Source organism: Pseudomonas asplenii (assembly GCF_001293465.1).
GTDB classification, from domain to species: domain Bacteria; phylum Pseudomonadota; class Gammaproteobacteria; order Pseudomonadales; family Pseudomonadaceae; genus Aquipseudomonas; species Aquipseudomonas fuscovaginae_B.
In genome coordinates this window covers 382,231-405,129 of the sequence record NZ_JSYZ01000002.1, presented here as the reverse complement: position 1 = coordinate 405,129, position 22,899 = coordinate 382,231, and the positions used below count along the sequence as shown (strand labels likewise).

Genomic DNA, 22,899 nt, shown 5'->3' with positions numbered 1-22,899 from the left:
GTGGGCTTTAATTGATATGGGGGTCACCCTGTTTGGGAGTGGTTGATATGAAATACACACTATCGGTATTTGGTGTCCTGTTGTTGATGGGAGTTTGCTCCAGTGTGGCGGCGGCCAATGCCGGGCAAATTCGTTTCAGTGGCCAGATTGTCGAGGCGGCGTGTGAGGTGACATCGGCCTCGGTACATAACCATGGCGTTTCTGAACGTCTCAAGGTCGCACCCGGTGTAACACTGTGGGTTGATACTGCGGATAATGCCTGTGGTAATGGCATATTGCCCTTTAGCACTCGCTTCCAACCCTTGCCAGGCAAGGCTCCCAGCGTGAAAAAGCTGTCCCCGCAGGGAGTCGTGACAATCACGTATCTATAGAACTGAACGTGTGGCATGACATCAGTATTATCCTGGCCGTATAAAGGCGGGTGCAGTATTGCGAAATATCCGGCATCAAGTTGACATTGCCTCACTCTCTTCGCGATCGGCCTGCCTAACCTGTTGATCGATATAATTAAAAAGATATCGATGATTTTGCTTTTGTGCTTTTCGTGAGTTTGCTGATGGCGGCTTTCATCGATAGTCTTTTTAATCTTAAACACTGTCGTGGTCACTTTTCTGTGTCCGTCGAATGACATTTTCTTCTGACGGAGGCAGATGTCCTGGCGGCGGGTTGAATCGGCCCCTTGAATAAGGCCGGATCTGATAGTTCGAATGACGATCCCCGACTATATTGGCCGCCACCCAAGTGATGGGTGCAAACGATTAACTCGAAGGATTGTGTTCGCATGAAAAAGATTTCCGTGATGTTGGTTCTATTGGGTTCAGCCCTTGGCGTGGCGGGCTCCGCCCACGCGGCCAACGGTGGCACGCTGAACTTTACCGGTGCACTGACCAACACCAGTTGCGAGGTGTCTTCCGGGGGCGGTTCGGCCGACAATATCCCGGTCGATCTCGGACGGGTTTCCTTTGCCGATATTGGCAACCGTACCGAGTCCCGCCTGGGCACGGCCAAGGATATCGACCTGCTGGTGACCTGCCTGCAGCCGGCGGCTGAAAGCACCGTGCACATGTCATTCCGCCCGGCCCAGGTCGATCAGGGCGACCCCTACCTGCTGCCGACCAGCGGTGCCGCCAGAGGCGTTGGTATCGGCCTGGTTCGTCGGGATAACGATAACTTCCTGAATATCCAGGACCCCACCGACACCATCGACGGCATTCTGCAACCCAGCGGCAGCGGCTCCAGCGGCACCCTGTCGCTGCGTGCACTGTTCGTGAAGAACGGCGTGTCCACCGTGCCTGGCGCAGCCACGGGCACCGTGCCCTTCGTGCTGACCTACAACTGAGTCATGGGCCTGAACGGAGCTGCAAGGCTCCGTTTCTTCCGAACAGATGGAACGCAACATGCGCAAGTTGACGAGATCGATGATCGGCGTGGCGCTGGTCGCGTGGGCGTGGGGGCATGCCCAGGCCGGGATCGTGCTGAACAGCACCCGGCTGGTGTACCCGGCGCAGGACAGGGAAGCGGTGCTCAGTGTGTCGAACCGCAACAAGTCCACCATCCTCTTGCAGTCCTGGCTGGAGGCAGACGATGCGACAGCGGCGGACCTGCCGTTTGCCGTCGTCCCGGCCCTGGTGCCGTTGTCGGGTGGCGGGCGGCAGACGGTACGGATCATTCACTCCGGGGCCGACATGCCGACTGACCGGGAGTCGCTGTTCTGGCTGAATGTCCAGGAGATACCCCAGGCCAGCGAACAGGAGAACACGCTGCAGATCGGTATTCGCCAGCGTATCAAGGTGTTCTATCGCCCCCGCCAGTTGATGGCCGACCCGGAACTGGCGCCCCGGCAAGTCCGTTGGCGCCTCAAGCCCGGAGGTGTCCTGGTGGCGAGCAACCCCGGGCCGTTTCACGTCACTCTGGTGGATATCGAGCTGTTCGGTGATGAGAGCAGACTGCTGCATCACCGCAACTCGATGCTGGCGCCCGGACAGGCGCGGGAGTTCAGCCTGCCGGTGTCGGTGACGCCGCAGCAGGCTCGGCTGAGTTTCAAGAGTATCAACGACCACGGTGCCGTCGTGGCCTATCGACTTTCCGACTGGAAAACCGGCCAGGCCCTGTGGGTCGAGGATTAGCGCCGCCGTCTCCCACCCACCCCTTTTTGAAAATGGCCGCACCCTCGCAAGAGCCTGTGCGCGGAGGCGTTCGCCTTTAACAAATATCTCAAGACATTGAGTGAAGGTTGCAAATGGACTGGCTCTATCGAAGAACAAAGGAAGTTCTGGTGTCATCGTGTCGCGGGAAAACGGAGGCCGCGACATTCCCCCTGTTGCAGAACGTGAATCGGCAGGCACGCCTGCCACTGTCCCTGGGGCTGTTCCTGCTGGTGCCGGACGTGGCGCTGGCCGAGCCGGTCGAAGAGGGCCTGCGGTTCAATACCGCGTTCATCCATGGTGGCGAGCAGCCGGCGGATATCCGCGCGTTTCTGGAGGGTAACAGCGTACTGCCGGGCCTCTATCGGGTGGATATCTACCTGAACCGGGTCCTCAGTGCCCGTCGTGATGTGCGTTTCAATCGGGACAGCTCCAGCGGGCGGGTCGAGCCCTGCCTGACCCCGGACCTGCTGCGGGACCTGGGGCTGGATACCGAACGCCTGGCCAGCCTGGGCAGGGTGTCGCCGGAGAGTGCGGGCGAGCAGTGTTTCGACCTCGGCCAACTGGAGCGGGCCAGTGTCGACTACCAGCCCAACAGCCTGGCCCTCAACCTCAGCGTGCCGCAGGTCGCCCTGCGGCGCGATGCCCGTGGCTACCTGTCGCCGGAGCTGTGGGACCAGGGCGTCAACAGTGCTTTCGTCAGCTATTCCTTAAACGGCAATCGCCGCGAGTTCGATCGGCAGAAGACCGACAGCTACTACCTGGGCCTGCGCAATGGCCTGAACCTCGGGCCCTGGCGCTTGCGCAACGAATCCTCGCTGGTCCATGGCGACTTGCAGTCCACCCGCTTCACCAGCAACCAGACCTACGCCCAGCGCGACCTGACCGCCTGGAAGGGCCAACTGACCCTGGGCGAGACCTACACCGACTCACGGGTGTTCGACAGCGTACGTTTCCGTGGCGTCCAGGTGGCATCGGACGACGGCATGCTGCCCGACAGCGAGCGGGTCTATGCGCCGGTCATCCGGGGCGTCGCCGAAAGCAACGCCACCGTGGAGATTCGCCAGGCCGGTTACCTGCTGTACAGCGCGAACGTGCCGCCCGGCCCGTTCGAGATCAGTGACTTCTATCCCAGTGGTTCCAACGGCGACCTGCTGGTAACGGTGATCGAGGCGGATGGCCGGCAACGTACCTTCGTCCAGGCATTCGCCTCGCTGCCGTTGATGCTGCCCAAGGGCTCCTTCAGCTACAGCGTCGAGGCCGGCGAGTACGACAGCAACGACAGTCGGCAGATGAACCCCGGATTTGCCAGTACCACCCTGATCTACGGCTTGAGTGAACGGCTCAGCGGTTTTGGTGGGGTGCAGGTGGCGGACGGGTTCGAGGCCAGCAACCTCGGGGTGGGGGTCAACACCGGCGTGGGCGCGGTGTCGGCCGACCTGACCCATTCGGTCAGTCACCAGGGCGCTACCGACCTGGGCGGCAAGAGCCTGCGCCTGCGTTATGCCAATACCCTGAATGCCACCCGGACCACCTTCGCCCTGGCCGGTTATCGTTACTCCAGCGAGCACTACCGCAGCTTCGAGCAGCACGTGGAGGAACGCAGCAATCTGACGCGCACTTCGCTCGGCCGGGCCCGTGACCGTTTCGACATCACCCTCAGCCAACCCCTGGAAACGGGGACCTTCAGCTTTACCGCCCTGGAGCAGCGCTACTGGAACCTGCCGGGCAAGTCGCGCCAGTTCAACGCCACCTATGGCGGCTACTGGCGCGATCTGAGCTACAGCCTGTCCCTGGATCGCACCCGTTCGGCCGATCTCGACGGCCGGGTCGCCACTGACCACCAGTTCACCCTGACCCTGTCGTTGCCGCTGGGCCGGCATGAGCGCTCGACCCGCGCCTCGCTGACGGCAGTGCGCGACAACCAGGGCGACTCCAGCGTGATGGCCGGCCTGACCGGGCGCGTGCTCGACCGGAATGCCTTCTACTCGGTCCTGGCCGGCAATGACGGCAGCGGTGCCCGTGCCGGTTCCGCCAGTGTGAATGCCACCACCTCCGTCGGTCGTTTCGAGGCCGGCTACAGCCATGGCCAGGATTTCAACAGCTGGAACCTGGGCGCGCGTGGGTCGCTGGTCGCCCATGCCGGCGGAGTGAACCTGGGGCAGTCCCTGGGCGACACCTTCGTGCTGGCCGAGGTACCGGGTGTGCGCGGTGCGCATTTCAACAACTTCGGTGGCGTCGAGACCGGGCGCAACGGCTTTGCCGTGGTGCCGTACGTGCAGCCCTATCGGGCCAACTGGGTCAGCCTGGACACGCGCCGCCTGGGCGCCGATGTCGAGGTGGACAACGCCGTCGTGCAGGTGGTGCCACGTCGTGGTTCGTCGACCCACGCGCTGTTCAAGGCCAGTGCCGGGCGCCGGGTGCAGTTCGAACTGAGCCTGGCCGATGGCAGCGCCCTGCCGTTCGGTGCCAGCGTCCAGGATGCCCAGGGCAAGGTGCTCGCCGTGGTGGACCCGACCAGTCGCGCCCTGGTGCTCAGCGAGCAGGAACAGGGAACGCTGCAGGTCCGCTGGTCGGGGCATGGCTGCCAGTTCCAGTTCCGTCTGCCGCCGCGGGACCCGCAACTGACCTACGACCGGGTCAGGGAGGTGTGCCGGTGAACGGTCTGCGGATATTCGGCCTGCTGCTGGGCCTGGTCGTGGCGGCGCCGGTGCTGGCAAGCGTGTCCCTGAGTGGCACACGCCTGGTGTTCGACGGGCGCTTTCGCGATGTGAGCATCGAGGCGCGCAATCGCGGTCGCCAGGAGGTGTTGCTGCAGGCCTGGCTCGAGGGGCACGAAGACAGCCACCCCAATCACCTGCCGTTCGTGCTGACGCCGCCGATCGCGCGGCTGGCGCCCGAAGGCCGGCAGGCGCTGCGGTTGATGTACGAAGGACGGGGCATGCCGGCCGGACGGGAGTCGCTGTTGCACCTGTACGTCATGGAAATCCCCCGGACGCAGGCCGGTGACAGTCGCTTGAGCATCGCCATCCGCCAGCGGATCAACGTGCTGTTCCGCCCGGCGGGTCTGGCCGGTGATCCGGCACAGACCCCGCAACGCCTGCGCTGGAGACTGGAGCGCGATGCCAGCGGCGTGCCCCGCCTCAAGGTGGAGAACCCGACGGACTTCCATGCGGCGCTGCTGGGCCTCGAACTGGCCGGCGAGCAGGGCCGCCACCCGCTCGGTGATGACCTGCTCATACCGCCGGGCGGGCGCCGTGAACTGCTGCTCAGCTCCCGCGCCCTGGCGGTCCGTCCGGCCTGGCTGCGGTTCAACGCGCTGACCGATTACGGTGGCCAGCGTGCCTACCGTGCCCGATGCGATTTCGGTGCACCTTTCAACGCGTCGCTGGTCGGCGACGCTTCTCTTTCCCGGAACGGATCCGCCCATGATTAGGATGTCTCGCATGACCTGGCGACGCTGCCTGTTGCTGCTTGGCCTGCTCAGCCCCGCCAGTTGTTTTGCCCTCACCTGTACCCTGCAAGGCAGCGGGGCGCTGGTGGCCAGTGCCGATCTCGGCAGCAGCGTGGCGATTCCGGCGTCGTCGCCCAACGGCACGCTGGTCTGGCGTTCGGAGCCGCTCAATCTGGCGGTCGAGTGCATCAGGGAGGGGGCGGGCGCCACGGAGGAGGTCTATCTCTACCTCAATCCGGCTCGCCAGGTGGTCGGCCAGGGCATTCGCCTGGGGTTGACTCTCGACGGGGTCGACCATCGCCAGAGCCATGGCCGCATCGCCACCGGCCGCAGCCTGCCGGCCTGCGGCAACGCCCAGGCCTGTGCGCCGCTGAGTTTCAATCTGGGCTTCTCGCTGTTCATCGAAAAGTTCGGCCCGACGCCACCCTCGGGCGTGGCCAGCCAATTGCAGGATTACCGGCTGTTCCAGCTCGATGGCGGCAGTGGGTCGGGCAGCGACGGCAATTCGCTCAACTACGTGATCAACAACCTCGGCGGCCTGCGCTTCGTGGCCTGTGACGCGCAATTGCAGGTCATCCCCGAGACCGTCGATTTCGGGCGGGTCGCGATCCAGAACGTGGTCGTTGGGCAGGTGATCGAACGGCGTCCGTTTGCCCTGCACACCAGCCGTACCTGCGACAGTGCCTTCAGCCTGGATGCGCGACTCAAGCCGGTGTCGGGCACCCTGGCCGGCGAGTTGCTGATCCCCAACGGCAACGACGGCGTCGGCATTCGTATCGTCAGGGCCGGTGGCGGGGCGCCGATCCCGTACAACCGTTCCTTCCACCTGGCCGAACTGCTGGGCAGCACCCATGCCGCCACGGCCAGCTTCGATGCCGAACTGGTGTGGAACAGTGACCGCCCCAGGGCCGGGCCGTTCTCCGCCGAGGTGGTCGTCGATCTGTTCTACAAGTGACGGTTGGCTGGCGCGTTCGCCGTGTGCCCTAAAGCTGATCTGGATCAGTGTTTTGGATTTTGGTCCGCTTAGAGTCGACGCCCTGCCGACTCTTCCCAATAATTCGAGCGCGCCTTCCATGAAGATCAATCTCCCGGTTACCGGCCGAAACGTCGAGGTTGCCCGCGACGCCAATATCCTTTCGACCACCGACCTGAAAGGCGCCATCACCTACGCCAACCCGGACTTCATGAAGATCAGCGGCTACAGCCGCGAAGAGTTGCTGGGCTCGCCGCATAATCTGTTGCGCCACCCCGACATGCCGCCGGAGGCGTTCGCCCATATGTGGCAGACCCTCAAGGCCGGTCGCTCGTGGATGGGCATGGTGAAGAACCGCTGCAAGAACGGTGATCACTACTGGGTCAGCGCCTATGCCTCGCCGGTGAGCCGCAACGGCCAGACGGTGGAGTACCAGTCGGTACGGACCCAGCCCGGGGCCAGGCAGATCGAGGCGGCCGAGCGCTGTTATGGCGAGTTGCGTAGCGGGCGTCGGTCATGGCGCCAGCGTCTGCCCAGGGTTGGCTTGACCGGGCGGTTGACGCTGCAGTCCAGCCTGGCGTTTGCCGCGACCCTGGCGTTGGGCGACTGGTTGTCGCCGCAGCCGCTGCTGGTCGAACTGGGGCTCTGGGGCCTGGGCAGTGCCCTGTGCGGCGCCATCTTTCACGGGGCCCTGCGACCGTTCGCCCGCCTGACGGTGCGGGCCCGCAACCTGGCCGACAACCCGTTGAGCCAGGCGATCTATACCGGACGCAGTGACGAATTCGGCCAGATCGAGTTTGCCTTGCGCATGCTCGAAGCCCAGGTCGGCTCGGTGGTCGGGCGCATCGGCGACGCTTCGCTGCGCCTGTCCGGGCATGCCCAGGAGCTGGTGCGCCATATCGAGAGCAGCCACAGCAGCACCCTCGACCAGCAGGCCGAAACCGATCAGGTCGCGGCGGCGATTCATGAGATGGCGGCCAGTGTCGCCGAGGTCGCGAGCAATGCCCAGCAGGCTTCGGTGGCCGCCGACCTGGCCGGCAGCGAAACCCGCGACGGTCATCAACTGGTGGGCGAGAGCCGCAGCTCGGTGTTGCGCCTGGCCGGGGAACTGGCCCGGGCGACCGAGGTGATCCATCAACTGGAGAGCCACAGTATCGAGATTTCCAGCGTGCTCGAGGTGATCCGCGGCATTGCCGAGCAAACCAACCTGCTGGCGCTGAATGCGGCCATCGAGGCGGCGCGCGCGGGCGAGCAGGGGCGTGGCTTTGCGGTGGTGGCGGATGAAGTGCGCGGGCTGGCCCAGCGTACCCAGCAGTCGACCAGCGAGATCCAGCGGATGATCAGCAACCTGCAGGACGGTGCGCGCGAGGCGGTGCTGGTCATGCGCCACAGCAGCCAGCATGCCGAGGACAGCGTGCAGCAGGTGCAGCAGGCGGCCGAAGCGCTGAGCGGGATCAGCGAGCGGGTGAACCGGATCACCGAGATGAGCCTGCAGATTGCCGCGGCGGTCGAGGAGCAGAGTGCGGTGAGCGAGGACATCAACCGCAACATCATGAGCATTCGCAATGCCTGCGAAGTGACTGTCAGTGCGGGTCGGCAGAGTCACGCCAATTCGGGTGACGTGGCCGGGCTGGCGGATGACCTGCGCTCGCTGGCGCAGGAGTTCTGGGGACGCAGCAGCCGGGTGTAGTGGCCTGTGTGGCGAAACGGGTGACCAGCGGCCCGGCGCTCAGGCCGCCCGCAATGGAATGAAGGTGTAGGTCAGCGGTGTATCGCTGACCACTCGCGCCCCGGCCGCGCGCAGTTGCTCGGCGATGTCATGGCCGGAAACATGAAAGGCCCATTCCGCTTCGGGGGACCATTGCGACTGTCGTTCGACTTGCGCGATGGCTTCGACGAACGCAGGCATCTGCGGCAGATAGGCGGTGAAGCCATCGCCCTTGAGCGCGGTGGTGTAAATGCCCAGGCGTGCGCAGATGGCTTGCTTGGCGCGGATGTCGTCACGGTCGGCCTGGCGCGAATCCTCGATGAGTTGCGCCAGCCCGGCGTCCACCAACTGGCCACCACTGATCAGCAGCGGCTGGTCCGGCAGCCATGATTCCGGCGGGCAGTCCTTGGCTTGCGGCCTGAGCGGGATGTGCGGGTTGATCTCCATCGGATAGATACGGCACACCAGGGGGCGACGTTCGTAGATCCGGCAGAGCAGGCGTTCGTCAAGATTCCGGCAGGGGCCGACATTGTAGGCGGCGAAAGTGATGGCCACGCGTGCCTCGGTGCTGCCGCAGGGCACGCCCCAGGAGCGGCGTTGCGCATGTTCGCGCTGCTGCGGCGCAATACCGGTGCCATCCGCCAGGAACGCCTCCACCAGCACGATCACCTGGCCGCCGTCGTCCGCCCACTGCCGGGCTTCGGCCAGGGTCAGCGGTACATGGTGATCGGTGCAGCATTTGCCGCAACCTACGCAGGAAAAATGGGTGTTCATGGCTTGACCGGCAGCAAGGGAAAAGGCGCGGTGACACCAATCCGACAGGCCGTCACCACATGAACCCGGAACGAAGCAAGTTGTGCGCCAGCCACTCAGTTGCTGCGGGCCGGCATCACCGAGTCCCATTCGGTCACGCTGGCGCTCTTGCTCTTGCGGTTGTACAGGCACAGTTCGGTGCCCGCCTGGTTTTTCATATGGACCTGAGGGTAATGGCCGCGCAGCAGGACGGCGGTGTAGCCGAGCTTGTCATCGAACAGGGCCGGACTGCCCACCGGCTTCACGTTCTTGAGGTGGCTGGCCTTGGTGCAACTGGCCAGCACCGCCTTGTCGTGGGCGATCCACTGATCGGGGCTGGATGCCTGGGCCTGGGCGGTCACTGCGGTGAGGCTGATGAAGATCAGGGTGGAGGCTTTCATGGCAGGTCTCCTGAAGGTGCATCCGGCAAAACAACGATTATGCCTGAGCCGGGCCGACTTCATAGCGCTGGATGAAGCGCATGCCGGCGTCGTCGTACAGACGCCGCGCCGGCAGGTTGTTTTCCATGACCTTGAGATCGACGAAGGCTTCGCCCCGCGAGGCGAAGACCTGGAAGGCATGGCGCAGCAGCGCCTGGCCCAGGCCCTCGCCGCGGCGGCGCGGGTGGACCACCAGGTCCTTGATGTAGGCGCTGGTCCAGCACTGGGCGACGCCTGCCAGGCCGTGTGGGTCCGTGGCGATCAGGCACAGGGTCGGATCGAATTCGGCATCGCGGGTGAAACGCTCACGCCAGTGGGGGAAGTCGTCGACCGCGATGTCGCTGTCGCGATAGCCCTCCACCAACAGTGCGTGGACGGCCTCCAGTTGCTCCGGGCGCAGTATCCCCAGGCGGATGTCCTTGGGCCAGTGCGGCACGTCGAGCAAGCCGTCGAGGTCCTTGCGCAGCAGCAGGCAGTGGCACCGGGACATGTCAGAGACCCTGCTCGGCGACGGTCCTGGCGGCCTGGATCAGGCACTTGGTCAGCTCCGGCGAGGAAAACTTCGTCAGTACCGCGTTGGCCCCTGCCTGACGGGCCTTTTCAGCGTTCATGGCGCTGTCCAGGGAGGTGTGCAGCAGGATGTAGAGGTCCTGGAAGTCCGGGGTTTCGCGTACGGTACGGGTGAAGGCGTAGCCGTCCATTTCCGACATCTCGATGTCCGAGACGACGATGTTGATCTGTTCCGCGGTGCCTTGCAGGTCGAGCAGGCAGCCGATGGCTTCCTTGGCGCTGCGGGCGGTGTGGCAGGTCAGGCCGAGATTGCGCAGGGTATGGACCGATTGCTGCAGCGCCACCTGGCTGTCGTCGACCACCAGGATCCGGGCATTGCCGAGCAGTTCGGCTTCTTCCATGGTCAGTTCGGTCGGTGCGACTTCGATCTGTGTCGGAGCGATGACATGGATGACCTTTTCGATATCCAGCACCTGCACCAGCGTGCCGTCGACCTGGGTCACCCCGGTGATGAACGCCTTGGGGCCACCGGAGCCGAAGGGGGGCGGGCGGATATCGGTGGTCAGGCAGTGGACGATCTTGCTCACGGCCTGCACATGCAGGCCCTGCTTGGAACGACTGACATCGGTGACGATCAGGCAGCCGCCGTCGGGATCCGCCAGTGGGCGCTCGCCGATGGCCCGGCTCAGGTCGATCACCGAGAGCGAGGCGCCGCGCAGGGTGGCGATGCCCCTGACATGCGGGTGCGACTCGGGCAGTTTGGTCAGCGGCGGACAGGGGATGATTTCGCTGACTTTGAGCAGGTTGATCGCCATCAGCTTGCCGCTGCGCAAGGTGAAGAGCAGTAGCGACAGCGAATCTGCGCGAGCTTTGTTGGAGGACATAAAAACCTTCTGTACAAAGAGCTGCGTCAGGGCAGGTCGGCCCCGAACGGGTATCTATAAAGCATTATCGACCCGAGACGGTCGGGCTTTAGGTGAATCTTGCCGCTGACCACGCTGCCCTGTTCGCGGGCAAGCCCGCTCCTGCACACGTTCGCTGCCGACGCCCGGGGCTGGTGGCCTGTTGCTCACTTGAGCCCCAGGCGCCTGGCCAGCCGGCCCAGGTTCGCCCGGTCCAGGCCCAGCTCCCGCGCCGCGCCCGCCCAGTTCTGCTGGTGCCGCTCCAGGCAGGCAGTGATCAACTGCCGTTGATACTGCTCCGTGGCCTGGCGCAAGTCGAGCCCGGCTTGCCGGTGCAATGGAGTACTGGCCTGTGTCTCGGGCGTTTCGTCGGCGGCCGTCGGCAAATCCAGGTCGACAGCGCTCAGGCTGAGAATCTTCGGCCGCTCCCGGCAACTGCCGAGGGCCTTGAGGGCGCTGCGCCCGAGCAGATGCTCCAGCTCCCGGACGTTGCCCGGCCAGTCGTAGGCCAGCAGCGCGGCCTGGGCATCCGGGCTCAGGCGCAGGCTGCCCAGGCCCATGCGCGAGCGGTTCTGCTCGAGAAAGTAGCCGCTGAGCAGCAGTACATCGCGACCGCGCTCGCGCAGTGGCGGTACCTGCAACGGGTAGACGCTCAGGCGGTGGTAGAAGTCCGCCCGGTAGCGTCCGTTGCGCACCTCCTCGGCCAGGTCGCGGTTGGTCGCGGCGATCAGGCGCACGTCCACCTGGTGCTCGCGGTCCGAGCCCAGCCGCTGCAACTGGCCGCTCTGCAGCACCCGCAGCAGTTTTGCCTGGACGCTCAGCGACAGCTCGCCGACTTCATCGAGAAACAGGGTACCGCCGTTGGCCAGTTCGAACTTGCCGCGCCGATCGCCCACCGCCCCGGTGAAGGCACCTCGGACATGACCGAACAGTTCGCTTTCCACCAGGGTCTCCGGCAGGGCGGCGCAGTTGAGGCTGATGATGGGCTTTTCCGAACGAGGCGAGGCGGCGTGGATCGCCTGCGCCACCAGTTCCTTGCCGACCCCGGTTTCGCCGGTGATCAGCACGGTCAGGTCACTGGCGCCGACCAGGTTGATCTCTTCCACCAGGCGCTTGTGCGCCTTGCTCTGGCCGATCATCTCGGGTTGCCGGGAGCTGTTGGCCTGGCGATAGAGTTCGGCGCGCTGATGTTCGTCCTCGGCCCGTAGGGCCAGGCGTTCGATGCGTTCGGCGGCGCTCACGGTGGCCGCCGCCAGGCTGGCGAAGGCCTGCAGGGCATCGAGGTCGATCCGTTCGAAGCGTTCCGGGTCGAGGGCGTCGAGGGTCAACAGGCCCCAGGGGCGCTCGTCGATGAACAGGGGGCAGCCCAGGCAGTCATGCACTTCCAGGTGTTCGGTCAGGCCGTCGACCAGGCCGTCATATGGGTCGGGCAGCCCGCTGTCGCTGTCGAAACGCACGGGGCCCCGGGCATCGAGCAGGATCTGGAAGCGCGGGTGCTCGCTGACCCGGAAGCGCCGGCCGAGGGTGTCCGCGCTCAAGCCGTCTACCGCCAACGGTACCAGCGCTTCGCCATCCAGACGCAGCAGGGCGGCGGCGTCACAGGGCAGCAGCGCACGCAGGGCATCGAGCAGGCGCCGATAACGTTCGCTTTCGGGCAGTTCCCGGGAGAGATCCGCCACCAGTGGCAGCAGGGCGGTCAGCAACGGCTTTGCGGTCATATTGACTCCATTGGTGTCGAAATGACTATAGAATGGTTGTGGTCATTATGACCAATGATATTTTAAGTTATTGATTTTTAATGGTTTAAATCTTGGCATGGAGTGTGATTGAGACAGGTCAATTCAGGTAATCCTCATGTCCAGGAGTTGACCCATGCTGAGCGCCCAAGACCGTGCCATCGTCAAATCGACCGTCCCTTTGCTGGAAAGCGGTGGTGAGGCACTGACCACCCATTTCTACCGGATGATGCTGTCCGAGTACCCGCAGGTGCGTCCACTGTTCAACCAGGCCCACCAGGCCAGCGGCGACCAGCCCCGGGCCCTGGCCAACGGCGTGCTGATGTATGCGCGGCACATCGACCAGCTCGACCAGTTGGGCGACCTGGTGGCGAAGATCATCAACAAGCATGTTGCGCTGCAGATTCTGCCGGAGCATTACCCGATTGTCGGCGCCTGCCTGCTGCGGGCGATCCGTGAAGTGCTCGGCGAGGAAATCGCCACGCCCGAGGTGCTCGCGGCCTGGGGCGCGGCCTACAACCAGCTGGCCGACATCCTGATCGGTGCCGAGGCGGCGATCTACGACGAAAAGGCCCTGGCACCGGGTGGCTGGCGTGGCAGCCGGCCATTCAGGCTGGTGGCCAAGGTCGAGGAAAGCGCGGAAATCACTTCCTTGCACTTCGAACCGGTCGACGGCCAGGCCATCCTGAGCTTCGAGCCGGGTCAGTACATCGGCATGAAGCTGGTCATCGATGGCGAGGAGCTACGGCGCAACTACTCCCTTTCGGCGCTGGCCAATGCCCGGCAATACCGCATCAGTGTCAAGCGCGAGGCGGGCGGCCGGGTGTCGAGCTACCTGCATGACCAGTTGGCGGTCGGCGCGACCCTGGATCTGTTCCCGCCAGCGGGAGACTTCACCCTGACCGCCAGCGACAAGCCGCTGGTGCTGATCAGCGGCGGTGTCGGTATCACCCCGACCCTGCCGATGCTGGAAGCGGCGCTCGCCACACGGCGGCCGGTGCACTTCATTCACTGCGCGCGCAATGGGGCGGTGCATGCGTTCCGTGACTGGGTCGATGGGTTGGCCGCGTGTCATCCGCAGCTCAAGCGCTTCTACTGCTACGCCGAGGATGACGGGGTGAGCCCGGCGGCGGACAAGGTCGGCCTGTTGAGCCAGGAACAACTGGCCCGGTGGCTGCCGGAACAGCGCGACCTGGATGCCTACTTCCTCGGGCCGAAAGGCTTCATGAGTGCGGTCAAGCGCCACCTCAAGGCCCTCGGTGTGCCGGAAAAGCAGAGCCGCTACGAGTTCTTCGGCCCGGCTGCGGCCCTGGAATAAGCCCTCGGTCCGAGTTCCCCCGAGCGCTGGGGGACGTGTTGTGAGAGCTGGATTGATCTGCGGAATCCGGCTCTCACAGATTGTCTACTTCGATGAGACAGTCAAACCGATTTGAGCCGCTTTTTCCTTTTCCGGCGGCTCATTAATCTGGTCACACATTGAACGACACAGCTTCCCACCACTTAAACGAAAAAGGATCCCCCCATGAGCAAGCCAACCTACAACCGCCTGAACAAAGACGACGCCGTAGTCCTGCTGGTCGACCACCAGACCGGTCTGATTTCCCTGGTGCAGGACTTCTCGCCGAACGAGTTCAAGAACAACGTGTTGGCGTTGGCCGACCTCGCCAAGTTCTTCAACCTGCCCACGATCCTGACCACCAGCTTCGAGCAGGGCCCCAACGGCCCGCTGGTTCCAGAGCTGAAAGAGATGTTCCCGGACGCGCCGTACATCGCCCGCCCCGGCCAGATCAACGCTTGGGACAACGAGGATTTCGTCAAGGCGATCAAGGCCACCGGCCGCAAGCAACTGATCATCGCCGGGGTGGTGACCGATGTTTGCGTGGCGTTCCCGACGCTGTCGGCGCTGGCTGAAGGTTTCGATGTGTTCGTGGTGACCGATGCTTCCGGCACTTTCAACACCACCGTGCAGCAGGCCGCGTGGAACCGCATGACCCAGGCCGGTGCGCAGATGATGAACTGGTTCTCGGTGGCCTGTGAGCTGCACCGCGACTGGCGCAACGATATCGAAGGCTTGGGCAACCTGCTGTCGCAGCGGATCCCCAACTACCGCAACCTGATGAACAGCTACGCGGCGCTGACGGCCCGTTAATCCACCCGGAACCACAAGGCCCGCCTTCGAGCGGGCCTTTTGCTTTTTTGGCGGCCGGACAGCCTCTCGGAATACCGGCCGTGATGATCCCAGAAAGGCTGTTCCTACAAGAGAATCGGCACTCTCCTGCATATCCCTTCTGCAAAATCCCGCCACGGTTAATCCGCCTTTAATCGACTTCGCGTTAATTCGCCGCAGCTGCGGCGAGTACCGGTCTTTATCGGGTGTTGAATACGCTCAAAGGTCATCTGCTGCGTGTAGACTGGCGAACCAGGGATCGACCATGCCCGGATGGCGCCAGGTGCGCCGAACGCAGGCAACCTCGGCCTGATGCAGCGGCTGTCAGCGCTGCCCTTCGGCTGATCCAATAACGAGTCACAAGGGAAACGGGATGAATGACGAAATGATGCGGTTGGGACGGGAAAAGCGCTTTCTCGTCCTGCTGGGGGTGATCTGCCTGGCCTTGATCGGCGGGGCGCTGTACATGCAGGTGGTGCTCGGCGAGGCACCTTGCCCGCTGTGCATCCTGCAACGTTATGCCTTGCTGTTCATCGCGATCTTCGCTTTCATCGGCGCGGCCATGCCGACCCGGCGCAGTCTTTCGGTGCTGGAAGTGCTGGTGTGGCTGAGCGCGATCGGTGGCCTCGCCGTGGCCGGCCGGCATGTGTATATCCAGGCCTTTCCCCAGGTCAGTTGTGGCATCGATGTGCTGCAGCCGATCGTCGACGGCTTGCCGCTGGCCAAACTGTTCCCGCTGGGCTTCCAGGTCGACGGTTTCTGCGAAACGCCATACCCGCCGGTGCTCGGCCTGTCCTTGGCGCAATGGGCTCTGGTAGCCTTTGTGCTGACTGTGGTGCTGGTGCCGCTGGGGATCTACCGCAACCGTAAAAACGCTCGCTGAGCGGCCTCTCGGGCGCCCCGGTTCCGATGCCCGGAATCGGGGCGCTTTCGCATTTGCGCAGCGGTAAAAAAGGCCGTGATGGAAGGCAACAAAAGGCCTGAAAAAACTGCGACATATTGTCACGTCGCAGCGGTCGCAGGGAGCGTTTTCGACTCACCTGGGCCTCTGCAATCGACAACAATTCCCGGGAAAGTTCCCTCGGCCGTTTTTTCTCCCCAGGCCCCGCCGCCAGTACCTTCGACGCTCCCCAAGAGTCGCCGTGGGCCCCGTTTTACAGGGGCTGGACCGGCCTCGGCGGGTGCTTCAGGAAGGCTGGAAGAGCCAGTCAGGTTGTCCGGTAGAAGGGGGTGTCAGTGCTTCTTGTTGATAATGAAAAGCGATACGATTCTGTATCATTGCAAAATCGGTGAATGATTGTTGCGTCACTTGATAAAAAATATTTCAGGATGAGACATGGTTTATAAAACCCGACATATCTACAATCGCCCGCACTGAGTGTCCTGCGTCGTTCATTTTTTGAGCGAGCACAGGGGCCAAAAGGTGCCATGCGATCCCGGGTGCAGGCAACCTTCCAAGTATCCGCACCAAATGGAATTGGTCTGTAACAAGGCCTTTGACCGACGAAATCGAATAAGACTCACTGCCAGCTCCGGATGTGCCGATCTGCGATCAGCGCGAAGGGCAGGCCCTTATTCAATTGAAGAAAAATGCCAACCCTTGGCAGGGTGAAGTGTTGGCGATCAAAACCCAACTGCATTGCGCAAGCTGCTTTAGAGGTCGTGAGATGAGTAAAACTAGGTACCCCAGATTGCTAGGCTTATTGCCGCTGCTCGGCACGTTGTTGCTGGGAGGGTGCAACATGACCTTGCTTGACCCCAAAGGTCAGGTAGGCCTGGACGAACGTAACCTGATCATCACCGCCACGCTGCTGATGCTGTTGGTCGTGGTGCCGGTGATCTTTATGACCCTTGCCTTTGCATGGAAATATCGTGCATCGAACAAGGACGCCACCTACGCGCCGAAATGGAACCACTCGACCAAGATCGAAATCGTGGTCTGGGCTGTTCCGGCCATCATCATCCTGTTCCTGGGCATCGTGACCTACAAGTCGACCCACGCCCTGGACCCTTATCGTCCGCTGGAATCCGACGTCAAGCCGATCAACGTCGAAGTGGTTTCGCTGGACTGGAAGTGGCTGTTCATCTACCCGGACCAGGGTATCGCCACCGTCAACAAGCTGGTGTTCCCAGCCAACACCCCCGTCAACTTCCGGATCACCTCCGACTCCGTGATGAACTCGTTCTTCATCCCGGGCCTGGGTGGCCAGATCTACGCGATGGCTGGCATGCAGACCAAGCTGCACCTGATCTCCAACGAGAATCACGTGTACGAGGGCATCTCCGCCAACTACAGCGGTGCCGGCTTCACCGGTATGAAATTCAAAGCGATCGCAACCAGCCAGGCGGATTTCGATGCCTGGATTGCTGAGGTCAAGCAGTCACCTAAAAAGCTTGAACAAGCCGAATACGCAGAACTTTCCAAGCCGAGCCAGGACAACCCGGTCGAGCTTTATTCTTCCGTTACGCCGAACCTGTTCCAGGTCATCGTTGACAAGTACGAAGGCATGAAACCAGGCAAGCCGGTCGAGCACGAGAAGAAGGAAGTGGCCGCAACGGAAGGTTCGCATTCAGCTGCCGGGGCAGAGGAGTAAACGATGTTTGGTAAATTAAGCTGGGACGCGGTCCCGTTCCACGAACCGATCGTCATGGTGACTCTCGCCATGATCGCGATCGGTGGCCTGGCGGTCTTCGCGGCCATCACCTACTTCAAGAAGTGGACCTACCTGTGGTCCGAGTGGCTGACTTCGGTCGACCACAAGAAAATCGGCGTGATGTACATCATCGTCGCCATGGTCATGCTGCTGCGCGGCTTCGCCGACGCGATCATGATGCGTTCCCAGTTGGCCATGGCCACCGAGGGTTCGCCTGGCTACCTGCCTCCCCATCACTATGACCAGATCTTCACCGCCCACGGTGTGATCATGATCATCTTCATGGCGATGCCATTCTTCACCGGCCTGATGAACATCGTCGTGCCGCTGCAGATCGGCGCGCGTGACGTTGCCTACCCGTTCCTGAACTCCCTGAGCTTCTGGCTGCTGGTGTCCGGCGTGGTGCTGATCAACCTGTCCCTGGGCGTTGGCGAATTCGCCAAGACCGGCTGGGTTGCCTATCCGCCGCTGTCGGGGCTGCAATACAGTCCGGGCGTGGGTGTGGACTACTACATCTGGGCGCTGCAGCTATCGGGTCTGGGTACGACGTTGACCGGGGTCAACTTCCTGGCCACCGTACTGAAGATGCGTACCCCTGGCATGAAACTGATGGACATGCCGATCTTCACCTGGACCTGCACCTGGGCCAACGTCCTGATCGTGGCTTCGTTCCCGATCCTGACCGCTACCCTGGCACTGCTGACCCTCGACCGTTATCTGGATTTCCACGTGTTCACCAATGAACTCGGCGGCAACCCGATGATGTACGTCAACCTGTTCTGGGCCTGGGGTCACCCCGAGGTTTACATCCTGATCCTGCCGGCTTTCGGTGTCTTCTCCGAAGTCATCTCGACCTTCTCCGGCAAGAAACTGTTCGGCCACCACTCGATGATCTACGCCAGTGGCGCGATCTCGGTGCTGGGCTTCATGGTTTGGCTGCACCACTTCTTCACCATGGGTTCGGGTGCCAACGTCAACGCCTTCTTCGGCCTGGCGACCATGCTGATCTCGATCCCGACCGGGGTGAAGCTGTTCAACTGGCTGTTCACCATCTACCGTGGTCGTCTGCGTTTCACCAGCCAGGTCCTGTGGACCCTGGGCTTCATGGTGACCTTCGCCATCGGTGGCATGACCGGCGTTCTGCTGGCCGTTCCAGGTGCCGACTTCGTGCTGCACAACAGCCTGTTCGTAATCGCGCACTTCCACAACGTGATCATCGGCGGTGCGGTATTCGGTTACATCGCCGGCTTCAGCTTCTGGTTCCCGAAAGCCTTCGGCTTCAAGCTGCATGAAGGTTGGGGCAAGGCTGCCTTCTGGTTCTGGATCACCGGCTTCTTCGTTGCGTTCATGCCGCTCTACGCTCTGGGCTTCATGGGCATGACCCGTCGCCTGAACGCCACCACCAACCCTGAGTGGGTACCGTACCTGTACGTTGCCTTCGTCGGTGCGATCCTGATCGCCTTCGGTATCGCTTCGCAACTGATCCAGATCTACGTCAGCGTGCGTGATCGCAAGCAGAACCTGGACGTGACCGGCGACCCATGGAACGGCCACACCCTGGAATGGTCGACCTCGTCGCCACCGCCGTTCTACAACTTCGCCGAACTGCCGAAAGCCGACGCTGTCGACGCGTTCACCGAAGCCAAGGAAAACGGTACCGCCTACAGCGTGCCCAAGCGTTACCAGCCGATCCACATGCCGAACAACACCGCGACCGGCCTGGTCATGGGTGCTCTGCTGACCGTCTTCGGTTTCGCGATGATCTGGCACATCTGGTGGATGGCGATCGCCAGCCTCGCAGGTACCGTGATCTATTTCATCATCCACGCAGCCCGTGATGATCAGGGCTACATGGTGCCGGTCGAGACCATCGAACGCATCGAAGCCGAACAGCACAAGGTGCTGGTCGCGGCCAAGGTGATTCCGGCCTCCCGTGTTGAAACCTCGTTGGAAAAGGCTTAAACCATGTCGAATGCAGTGACTCATGCTGGACACGCCCATGGTCATGACCATGGGCACGATGACCACCACCACGACTCGGGCGAGATGACCGTATTCGGTTTCTGGCTCTACCTGATGACCGACTGCATCCTGTTTGCGTCGATCTTCGCAGCGTACGCGGTGCTGGTTAACAACGTAGCGGGTGGCCCGTCGGGCCACGACATCTTCGAACTGCCATACGTGCTGGGCGAAACCGCCTGCCTGTTGCTCAGCTCGATCACCTACGGCTTCGCCATGCTGGCGTTGTTCAAGGGCAAGAAAGGCCAGGTACTGGGCTGGTTGGCGATCACCTTCCTGTTCGGCCTGGGCTTCATCGGCATGGAAATCAACGAATTCCACAAGCTGATCGAAGAAGGCTACGGTCCGAACCGCAGCGGCTTCCTGTCCGGTTTCTTCACCCTGGTCGGGACCCACGGTCTGCACGTTACCAGTGGCCTGATCTGGATGGCCGTGATGATGTACCAGGTCTGGAAAAACGGCCTGACGCCGACCAACACCACCCGCCTGAGCTGCCTGAGCCTGTTCTGGCACTTCCTGGACGTCGTGTGGATCTGCGTATTCACCGTTGTTTACCTGATGGGGACCCTGTAAATGGCTAATGCACACCATTCCAGTGATGCCAACCATGGCAGCGTGAAGTCCTACATGATCGGCTTTATCCTGTCGATCATCCTGACTGCCATCCCGTTCGGCCTGGTGATGTACCCGTCGCTGCCAAAAGCCGCGACCCTGTGGATCATCCTGATCTTCGCCGTGATCCAGGTGCTGGTGCACCTGGTGTACTTCCTGCACCTGGACCGTTCCGCCGCGCAGCGCAACAACGTGATCGCGTTCATTTTCGCGGCGCTGGTGATCGTCCTGCTGGTAGGTCTGTCGCTGTGGATCATGTTCACCATCCACGCCGTCATGATGGCGAAGTGAGGTAAACCCGATGTCGCTCAAGCACTTTATCCAAATCACCAAACCGGGGATCATTTTCGGTAACGTGCTTTCTGTGGCGGGTGGTTTCTTCCTGGCCTCCAAGGGGCATGTCGATCTGGCCATCTTCCTGGCGGCCATGATCGGCACTTCGCTGGTGGTAGCGTCCGGTTGCGTGTTCAACAACTGCATCGACCGTGACATCGACCTGAAGATGGAGCGCACCAAGAACCGCGTGCTGGTCCAGGGTCTCATCTCCCTGAAACTGGCACTGGTCTACGCGACCGTCCTCGGCGTTGCCGGCGTAGCCTTGCTGTACCGCGTCGCCAACCCGTTGGCGGCGCTGTTCGCAGTGATCGGCTTCGTCATCTATGTCGGTCTCTACAGCCTGTACTTCAAGCGCAAGTCGGTTCACGGCACGCTGATCGGCAGTCTGTCGGGGGCGATGCCACCGGTGATCGGTTACGTTGCGGTCAGCAACAGCTTCGACATGGCGGCATTGACGCTGCTGGTGATGTTCAGCCTGTGGCAGATGCCGCATTCCTACGCCATCGCGATCTTCCGCTTCAACGACTACCTGGCCGCATCGATTCCGGTGCTGCCGGTGAAGCGTGGGATCGTCGTGGCCAAGAAGCACATCCTGCTCTACATCCTGGCTTTCGTCGCCGCGACGCTGATGCTGACCTTCAGCGGCTATGCCGGCATGAGCTACCTCGCCGTGGCCGCGGCCATGGGCATGTACTGGTTGTACATGGCCTGGACCGGCTACAAGGCGGTGGATGACACGGTCTGGGCACGCAAGCTGTTCGTGTTCTCGATCTTCACCATTACCGCCCTGAGCGTGATGATGTCCCTGGATTTCAAAGTGCCGACCGAGTTGTTGCTGACTTATGCGCACTGAGTGACCCGCATGACGGAAAAGCCCCGCCTTCTCAGGAAGTGCGGGGCTTTTTTTTGCGACATGCCCGGCGATTCAGTCGCCGAGCAAGCGCAGGAAGCGTTCCCGCACACGTTCATCATCGCTGTGGGCGACATTGAACCGCAGGAAACTCGTCGCATCGTCGGCCACGCTCAGCAAGGTGCCCGGCGCCAGCACAATGTCATTTTCCAGCCCCTTGCGGGCCAGCACTTCGGCGTCGATACCGGCGGGCAGGCGGGTCCAGAGAAACAGCCCCTCTCCCGGGCAGGAGGAAACCGCGCAACCGGCTTCACCCAGCCACTGCGCCACCCGTGCGTTCGACTCGTAGAGGCGATCGACCAACCGTCGGGCGTGCTTGGTGTAGCTGCCGTCGCTGAGCATCCGGTAGGTCATCTGCTCGGCCAGCTCCGAGGTCACGCCACCGCTCATCATCTTCAGCGCGATCATGCGCGCCGCCAGTTCCGGTGTCAGCACGGCGTAACTGACCCGGCTGTTGGCGCTCAGCGTCTTGGTGAAGCCCGAGACATAGCTGATGTTTTCCAGCCCGCCGGCCGCGGCCAGGCGCGGTGTGCGCTTGTGCTGGATATCGCAGTACAGGTCGTCCTCGACGATATGGAAGCCGTACCGGTGACTCAACTCCAACAGGCGATAGACCTGGGCCGGGGAGAAGGAGTGCCCGGTCGGGTTGTGCAGCGTGGTGTTGGTCAGGTACAGCACCGGACGGTGCTGCTCGAGCAGTTGTTCCAGGTGGGTGAAATCCAGCCCCTCGCAACCGCGGGCGATGCTGACCACCCTGGCGCCATGCAGCGACAGGTTCGAGCGCAGGTTGAAATAGCAGGGATCGTCCAGCAGCACCGTATCGCCCGGTTTGATCAGCAGGCGCATCAGCATGTCGATGGCTTGCACCGTGTTGGCGGTGGTCACGACCTGCTCCACCGGAACTTCGATACCGAAGGTCGCCAGTTTGACCCGCAGGGCCTGGCGCAGCGGAACATAGCCGGCCGGCACGCCGGCCTCGCCCATGCGAAGGGTGGTCGAGCGCAGGGTACCGCGGGCGGCCTTGAGCAGTTCTTCGCCCGGCAGCCAGGAGGAGGGCAGGAAACCGCAGCCCGGACGCAGGGCGCCGTTGTCCAGCAGCAGGGCGCGCCGTACCACGCTGAGGGTGTCCTGTGGCAGCAGGTCACGGCCGACGCCGGCATGGGCGGCCGCGCTCAGGCGCGTGACATAGTGCCCCGAGCCCTGCCGGGAGGCGACCAGCCCCTTGGCCCGCAAGCGGTCCAGGGCTTCGACGACTGTCGACTTGCCTACGCCCATCAGCTCGGACAGTTCACGGATCGGTGGCAGCTTGGCGCCGTGTTGGAGGGCGCCCTGGCTGATGGCTGAGGTGAAGCGTTCGACGATCTGCTGTACCAGCGGGGCTCCACGCTCGAACTCGATGGCAGCGATCACGGCTCTCTGCGCCTGCATTTTACTGGTCATCCGAGCAATAAAGTTCGGAGGATTCTAGTCCAACTTGCTCTGATCAAGAAGACCTCCGCTCTCTAGTATCGACGCCATCATCCAGTGCGTCGTTCTGATTGA

20 protein-coding genes and 2 pseudogenes are annotated in these 22,899 nt (G+C 62.6%); 16 read left to right on the top strand and 6 right to left on the bottom strand.

All coding sequences use genetic code 11. The features are described from left to right. Positions 1-47: 47 nt before the first annotated feature. From PF66_RS32990 to PF66_RS33770, 8 genes and pseudogenes are all read left to right on the top strand, one after another. Entirely contained in the window at positions 48-371 is a 324-nt protein-coding gene (locus tag PF66_RS32990) for a type 1 fimbrial protein (protein ID WP_160320648.1), read from the top strand. A 410-nt stretch (positions 372-781) separates the two neighbouring features. Continuing rightward, entirely contained in the window at positions 782-1,339 is a 558-nt protein-coding gene (locus PF66_RS03875) for a fimbrial protein (protein ID WP_054059851.1), read from the top strand. 58 nt (positions 1,340-1,397) lie between these two features. Further along, positions 1,398-2,126 carry a fimbrial biogenesis chaperone gene (locus PF66_RS03870; protein ID WP_239688052.1) on the top strand — a complete coding sequence of 243 codons (729 nt, stop codon included), beginning with the start codon at positions 1,398-1,400 and terminating at the stop codon, positions 2,124-2,126. Between the two features lie 221 nt (positions 2,127-2,347). Beyond that, positions 2,348-4,804, top strand: coding sequence for a fimbria/pilus outer membrane usher protein (locus PF66_RS03865; protein ID WP_425357883.1), 2,457 nt, complete (start codon positions 2,348-2,350; stop codon positions 4,802-4,804). Beyond that, the gene (locus tag PF66_RS03860; RefSeq protein WP_054061929.1) at positions 4,801-5,580 is read left to right on the top strand and encodes a fimbrial biogenesis chaperone; all 780 of its coding nucleotides are present in this window, start codon (positions 4,801-4,803) and stop codon (positions 5,578-5,580) included. The genes PF66_RS03865 and PF66_RS03860 overlap by 4 nt, the downstream gene beginning before the upstream one ends. After that, positions 5,573-6,553 (top strand): fimbrial protein, encoded by a 981-nt coding sequence (locus PF66_RS03855; protein WP_054061928.1) that lies wholly within the window; start codon positions 5,573-5,575, stop codon positions 6,551-6,553. The genes PF66_RS03860 and PF66_RS03855 overlap by 8 nt, the downstream gene beginning before the upstream one ends. Further along, positions 6,450-6,953: pseudogene (locus PF66_RS33775) on the top strand (PAS domain-containing protein); the annotation flags it as partial. The gene PF66_RS03855 and the pseudogene PF66_RS33775, both read left to right, overlap by 104 nt. 777 nt (positions 6,954-7,730) lie before the next feature. Beyond that, positions 7,731-8,261, top strand: a pseudogene (locus tag PF66_RS33770) (methyl-accepting chemotaxis protein); the annotation flags it as partial. Between the two features lie 39 nt (positions 8,262-8,300). Here the strand turns inward: PF66_RS33770 and PF66_RS03845 are convergent. From PF66_RS03845 to norR, 5 genes are all read right to left on the bottom strand, one after another. Then, a complete protein-coding gene (locus tag PF66_RS03845; RefSeq protein ID WP_054061927.1) occupies positions 8,301-9,053 on the bottom strand; it encodes a YkgJ family cysteine cluster protein in 753 nt (250 codons plus the stop codon). A gap of 95 nt (positions 9,054-9,148) precedes the next feature. Then, on the bottom strand, positions 9,149-9,472 hold the full coding sequence (locus PF66_RS03840; protein ID WP_054059845.1) for a hypothetical protein: 324 nt from the start codon (positions 9,470-9,472) through the stop codon (positions 9,149-9,151). A gap of 37 nt (positions 9,473-9,509) precedes the next feature. Continuing rightward, positions 9,510-10,001 (bottom strand): GNAT family N-acetyltransferase, encoded by a 492-nt coding sequence (locus PF66_RS03835; RefSeq protein ID WP_054059844.1) that lies wholly within the window; start codon positions 9,999-10,001, stop codon positions 9,510-9,512. A 1-nt stretch (position 10,002) separates the two neighbouring features. After that, positions 10,003-10,905 (bottom strand): chemotaxis protein CheV, encoded by a 903-nt coding sequence (locus tag PF66_RS03830; protein ID WP_054059843.1) that lies wholly within the window; start codon positions 10,903-10,905, stop codon positions 10,003-10,005. A 185-nt stretch (positions 10,906-11,090) separates the two neighbouring features. Then, positions 11,091-12,641, bottom strand: a complete 1,551-nt coding sequence (gene norR / locus PF66_RS03825) for a nitric oxide reductase transcriptional regulator NorR (RefSeq protein ID WP_054061926.1) — start codon at positions 12,639-12,641, stop codon at positions 11,091-11,093. Between the two features lie 154 nt (positions 12,642-12,795). Here norR and hmpA point away from each other — a divergent pair, with 154 nt between their 5' ends. The 8 genes from hmpA (at position 12,796) to cyoE (ending at position 21,300) form a co-directional block, all read left to right on the top strand. Further along, a complete protein-coding gene (hmpA, locus tag PF66_RS03820; protein ID WP_054061925.1) occupies positions 12,796-13,977 on the top strand; it encodes an NO-inducible flavohemoprotein in 1,182 nt (393 codons plus the stop codon). A gap of 204 nt (positions 13,978-14,181) precedes the next feature. Then, a complete protein-coding gene (ycaC, locus tag PF66_RS03815; protein WP_054061924.1) occupies positions 14,182-14,808 on the top strand; it encodes an isochorismate family cysteine hydrolase YcaC in 627 nt (208 codons plus the stop codon). Positions 14,809-15,199: 391 nt separating this feature from the next. After that, positions 15,200-15,709 (top strand): disulfide bond formation protein B, encoded by a 510-nt coding sequence (locus PF66_RS03810; RefSeq protein ID WP_054060162.1) that lies wholly within the window; start codon positions 15,200-15,202, stop codon positions 15,707-15,709. Between the two features lie 784 nt (positions 15,710-16,493). Then, positions 16,494-17,420, top strand: a complete 927-nt coding sequence (cyoA, locus tag PF66_RS03800; protein ID WP_054060161.1) for a ubiquinol oxidase subunit II — start codon at positions 16,494-16,496, stop codon at positions 17,418-17,420. Positions 17,421-17,423: 3 nt separating this feature from the next. Continuing rightward, on the top strand, positions 17,424-19,442 hold the full coding sequence (gene cyoB / locus PF66_RS03795; RefSeq protein ID WP_054060160.1) for a cytochrome o ubiquinol oxidase subunit I: 2,019 nt from the start codon (positions 17,424-17,426) through the stop codon (positions 19,440-19,442). A 3-nt stretch (positions 19,443-19,445) separates the two neighbouring features. Further along, complete coding sequence (locus PF66_RS03790) at positions 19,446-20,072, top strand: cytochrome o ubiquinol oxidase subunit III (RefSeq protein WP_054060159.1); 627 nt, start codon at positions 19,446-19,448, stop codon at positions 20,070-20,072. Continuing rightward, positions 20,073-20,402, top strand: a complete 330-nt coding sequence (cyoD, locus tag PF66_RS03785; protein ID WP_017904871.1) for a cytochrome o ubiquinol oxidase subunit IV — start codon at positions 20,073-20,075, stop codon at positions 20,400-20,402. It begins immediately after the preceding gene. A 10-nt stretch (positions 20,403-20,412) separates the two neighbouring features. After that, positions 20,413-21,300, top strand: coding sequence for a heme o synthase (gene cyoE / locus PF66_RS03780; protein ID WP_054060158.1), 888 nt, complete (start codon positions 20,413-20,415; stop codon positions 21,298-21,300). A 72-nt stretch (positions 21,301-21,372) separates the two neighbouring features. Here the strand turns inward: cyoE and PF66_RS03775 are convergent, their stop codons facing one another. Further along, a complete protein-coding gene (locus PF66_RS03775) occupies positions 21,373-22,785 on the bottom strand; it encodes a PLP-dependent aminotransferase family protein (RefSeq protein ID WP_054061923.1) in 1,413 nt (470 codons plus the stop codon). Positions 22,786-22,899 lie beyond the last annotated feature (114 nt).

Excerpts from the sequence above, each read along its gene's own strand:
- PF66_RS32990 (WP_160320648.1), top strand. The coding sequence starts at position 48 with ATGAAATACACACTATCGGTATTTGGTGTCCTGTTGTTGATGGGAGTT.
- PF66_RS03875 (WP_054059851.1), top strand. The coding sequence starts at position 782 with ATGAAAAAGATTTCCGTGATGTTGGTTCTATTGGGTTCAGCCCTTGGC.
- PF66_RS03870 (WP_239688052.1), top strand. The coding sequence starts at position 1,398 with ATGCGCAAGTTGACGAGATCGATGATCGGCGTGGCGCTGGTCGCGTGG.
- PF66_RS03855 (WP_054061928.1), top strand. The coding sequence starts at position 5,573 with ATGATTAGGATGTCTCGCATGACCTGGCGACGCTGCCTGTTGCTGCTT.
- PF66_RS03845 (WP_054061927.1), bottom strand. The coding sequence starts at position 9,053 with ATGAACACCCATTTTTCCTGCGTAGGTTGCGGCAAATGCTGCACCGAT.
- PF66_RS03840 (WP_054059845.1), bottom strand. The coding sequence starts at position 9,472 with ATGAAAGCCTCCACCCTGATCTTCATCAGCCTCACCGCAGTGACCGCC.
- PF66_RS03835 (WP_054059844.1), bottom strand. The coding sequence starts at position 10,001 with ATGTCCCGGTGCCACTGCCTGCTGCTGCGCAAGGACCTCGACGGCTTG.
- PF66_RS03830 (WP_054059843.1), bottom strand. The coding sequence starts at position 10,905 with ATGTCCTCCAACAAAGCTCGCGCAGATTCGCTGTCGCTACTGCTCTTC.
- norR (WP_054061926.1), bottom strand. The coding sequence starts at position 12,641 with ATGACCGCAAAGCCGTTGCTGACCGCCCTGCTGCCACTGGTGGCGGAT.
- hmpA (WP_054061925.1), top strand. The coding sequence starts at position 12,796 with ATGCTGAGCGCCCAAGACCGTGCCATCGTCAAATCGACCGTCCCTTTG.
- ycaC (WP_054061924.1), top strand. The coding sequence starts at position 14,182 with ATGAGCAAGCCAACCTACAACCGCCTGAACAAAGACGACGCCGTAGTC.
- PF66_RS03810 (WP_054060162.1), top strand. The coding sequence starts at position 15,200 with ATGAATGACGAAATGATGCGGTTGGGACGGGAAAAGCGCTTTCTCGTC.
- cyoA (WP_054060161.1), top strand. The coding sequence starts at position 16,494 with ATGAGTAAAACTAGGTACCCCAGATTGCTAGGCTTATTGCCGCTGCTC.
- cyoB (WP_054060160.1), top strand. The coding sequence starts at position 17,424 with ATGTTTGGTAAATTAAGCTGGGACGCGGTCCCGTTCCACGAACCGATC.
- PF66_RS03790 (WP_054060159.1), top strand. The coding sequence starts at position 19,446 with ATGTCGAATGCAGTGACTCATGCTGGACACGCCCATGGTCATGACCAT.
- cyoD (WP_017904871.1), top strand. The coding sequence starts at position 20,073 with ATGGCTAATGCACACCATTCCAGTGATGCCAACCATGGCAGCGTGAAG.
- cyoE (WP_054060158.1), top strand. The coding sequence starts at position 20,413 with ATGTCGCTCAAGCACTTTATCCAAATCACCAAACCGGGGATCATTTTC.
- PF66_RS03775 (WP_054061923.1), bottom strand. The coding sequence starts at position 22,785 with ATGCAGGCGCAGAGAGCCGTGATCGCTGCCATCGAGTTCGAGCGTGGA.